Source organism: Streptomyces calidiresistens, assembly GCF_014141525.1.
Lineage (GTDB): Bacteria > Actinomycetota > Actinomycetes > Streptomycetales > Streptomycetaceae > Streptomyces > Streptomyces calidiresistens.
The window spans coordinates 1-2,217 of sequence record NZ_VKHS01000843.1; the positions used below are offsets into that span (position 1 = coordinate 1).

General features: G+C 73.7%; 1 protein-coding gene and 1 pseudogene. Both read right to left on the reverse strand.

The window, feature by feature from the left end; all coding sequences use genetic code 11:
- A partial coding sequence (locus FOE67_RS23350; protein ID WP_182666817.1) for a TerD family protein occupies window positions 1-677 on the reverse strand: 677 nt, incomplete at its 3' end.
- A gap of 214 nt (window positions 678-891) precedes the next feature.
- Window positions 892-2,217: pseudogene (locus tag FOE67_RS23355) on the reverse strand (TerD family protein); the annotation flags it as partial.

The window sequence follows — 2,217 nt, forward strand, 5'->3', positions numbered from 1 at the left end:
TGTGTATAAGAGACAGGGTCGGCCGTGCCGCTCCCGGCCGGCGGCGGGGCCGGCACCGGCCCGGAGGGAACGCCGCCCGCGGGGACGGTGCCGGCCACGGGCGGGTCCGGCACCGGCGCGGTCCCCGGGGCGGCCGGCTCCTCCTCCACGGTGATGCCGAAGTCCGTGACCAGGCCGACGAGCCCGGTGTCGTACCCCTGGCCCACCGCGCGGAACTTCCACACCCCGCCCCGCCGGTACAGCTCGCCGAGGATCAGCGCGCTCTCCGGGCCCGCGTCGGTCACGGCGAAGCGCAGCGGTGCCCCGCCGTCCGCCGCGCAGAGGGTCAGCGTCAGGTCCTTCAGGTCGCCGAACCGGCCGCCGTCGTACCGGGCCGCCGCCAGGACGATCCGCTCCACCTCCGCCGGCACGGACGCCGGGTCGAGCCGGACGCGCTCCGCGCAGCCGACCCCGGCGGGCGCCCCGCCCGCCTTCCCCGCCAGGCGCACGCTTCCGTCGGCGGAGGCGGGGTTGTTGTGGAAGACGAGGTCCGCGTCGCCGCGCACCCGGCCGTCGGCGGCGAGCAGCAGGAGGTACACGTCCAGGTCCTCCGGCGTGCCGCCGTGGGACACCTCCGCGATGAGGGGACCGATCGCCCCGTCGGGGCCCGTCAGCGCGACGTTCGCGCCCTTGACCATCTCCCGCACGTTCCGCCCCCCTGTGTCGTCTCGTCCTGGTCACCCGGTGGGGACCCTTATCCGCTGGGGATTCGGGCACACATGCCTCGCGGCAACATACGGCACCTCCGTGACATTCCGTTCTTCCGGGGAGGGGAAGCACGGGTCGTTCGCCGGCCGTGTCCGCTTCGCCGGTCGTCGGCGTCCCACCGCTCCCGCACGCCCCGGCCGGCCGTCATCCGGCCCCGGCCCCGGCGGGCACGGGTGTTTCCGAACCCTCGGTGGGCCGGGGCCGCCCGCGCCGGGTGGGCCGGGTTTCCAACGGCGCGATCACCGAACGGTGGAAACGGTCCACGGCGTCGTCCACGCTGCGGATGAAGCCGGATTCGGCGTTCCCCCGCCCGGTGCCCATGCCCTTGAACAGGGACAGCCGGAAGCCGGAGATCGCCGCCCCGTCCCCCGGCAGGAGGTCCCCCGGCTCGGGGCGCAGGCGTTCCAGGGTGCCGCGCGGACCGTTCCCCGCCCCCTCGACGAGGGTTTCGATGTGCAGGTCGGCCGGGGCGGTGTCGAGCCGCCGGATGAGGCGCTTGATCCGGGTGAGCGGAAGTCCCTGCTCCGGGGCGTCGACGGCGATGGAGGTCCGCAGTCTGCCGGTGCGCAGGTCGGCGGTCACGGCCAGCAGGCCGGGGGTGCCGTCGATGCGCAACTCGGCGTGGAGCCGGCCGAGGTCGCACAGTTCGTCGGCGGCGGCGAGCCGTCGGGTCGCGGCGTCGGTGCCCCGGCGGGAACGACGGACCGGCAGCACCTTCCGGCCGAGTTCGCCGCCCAGGCGCAGGCAGACCTGCCGGATGAGGCGTTCCCAGCTCTCCACCACGCCGACGGCGCGTTGATCGCCCCGGCACAGGGTCTCGGTGTCGATGCCCTTGCGCACCGGCACCCAGTCCGGGCCCATGTTCTGGAAGCCGTGGCAGCCCGAGTTGTCGTGCTCCAGGTAGTGCAGGAGTTCGTTCAACAGCCATGCGTGCGAGGCGTTGCGCACCCCCTCGTGACGGATCAACATGCGGGCCTGGTGGGTGACCTCGGCCCAGGACAGGTGCCACAGCGCGACCTTGTGCTTGCGGCGTCGGTCGACCCGCACGTCCACCAGGGGGCGACCCTCCAGGGCCACGTCGTTGGAGAGGGTGATCACCGCCTCGTAGCCGCGCCGGGTGGCGATGTCCATGTAGGTCTGTACCTGTTCGGAGCGCAGCGCGTTGCCGTTGGTTTTCGTCTCGACCAGGGCGGTCCACAACTTGCCGGCCCGTTCGACCCGGATCACCCCGTCCGGGCGGGCCGGGGTGTCCCCGTGCGGGAGGGAGACCTCGGTGAAGGTCTCCAACCGGCCCGCCGGGGCGCCGAAGGCGGCGGTGAGGCGCCGGCCGAATTCCGGTACCTGCGTCATCACCGACAGCAGGATGGAGGTGGCCCGGTTCTCCCGTTCCCGGTCGCTGCGCAGGGAGGAGACGGGGAAGAGACGGGAACTCCGCCAGCCGTCGTTCTCGGCGAGGGACCGGGTGGGGGC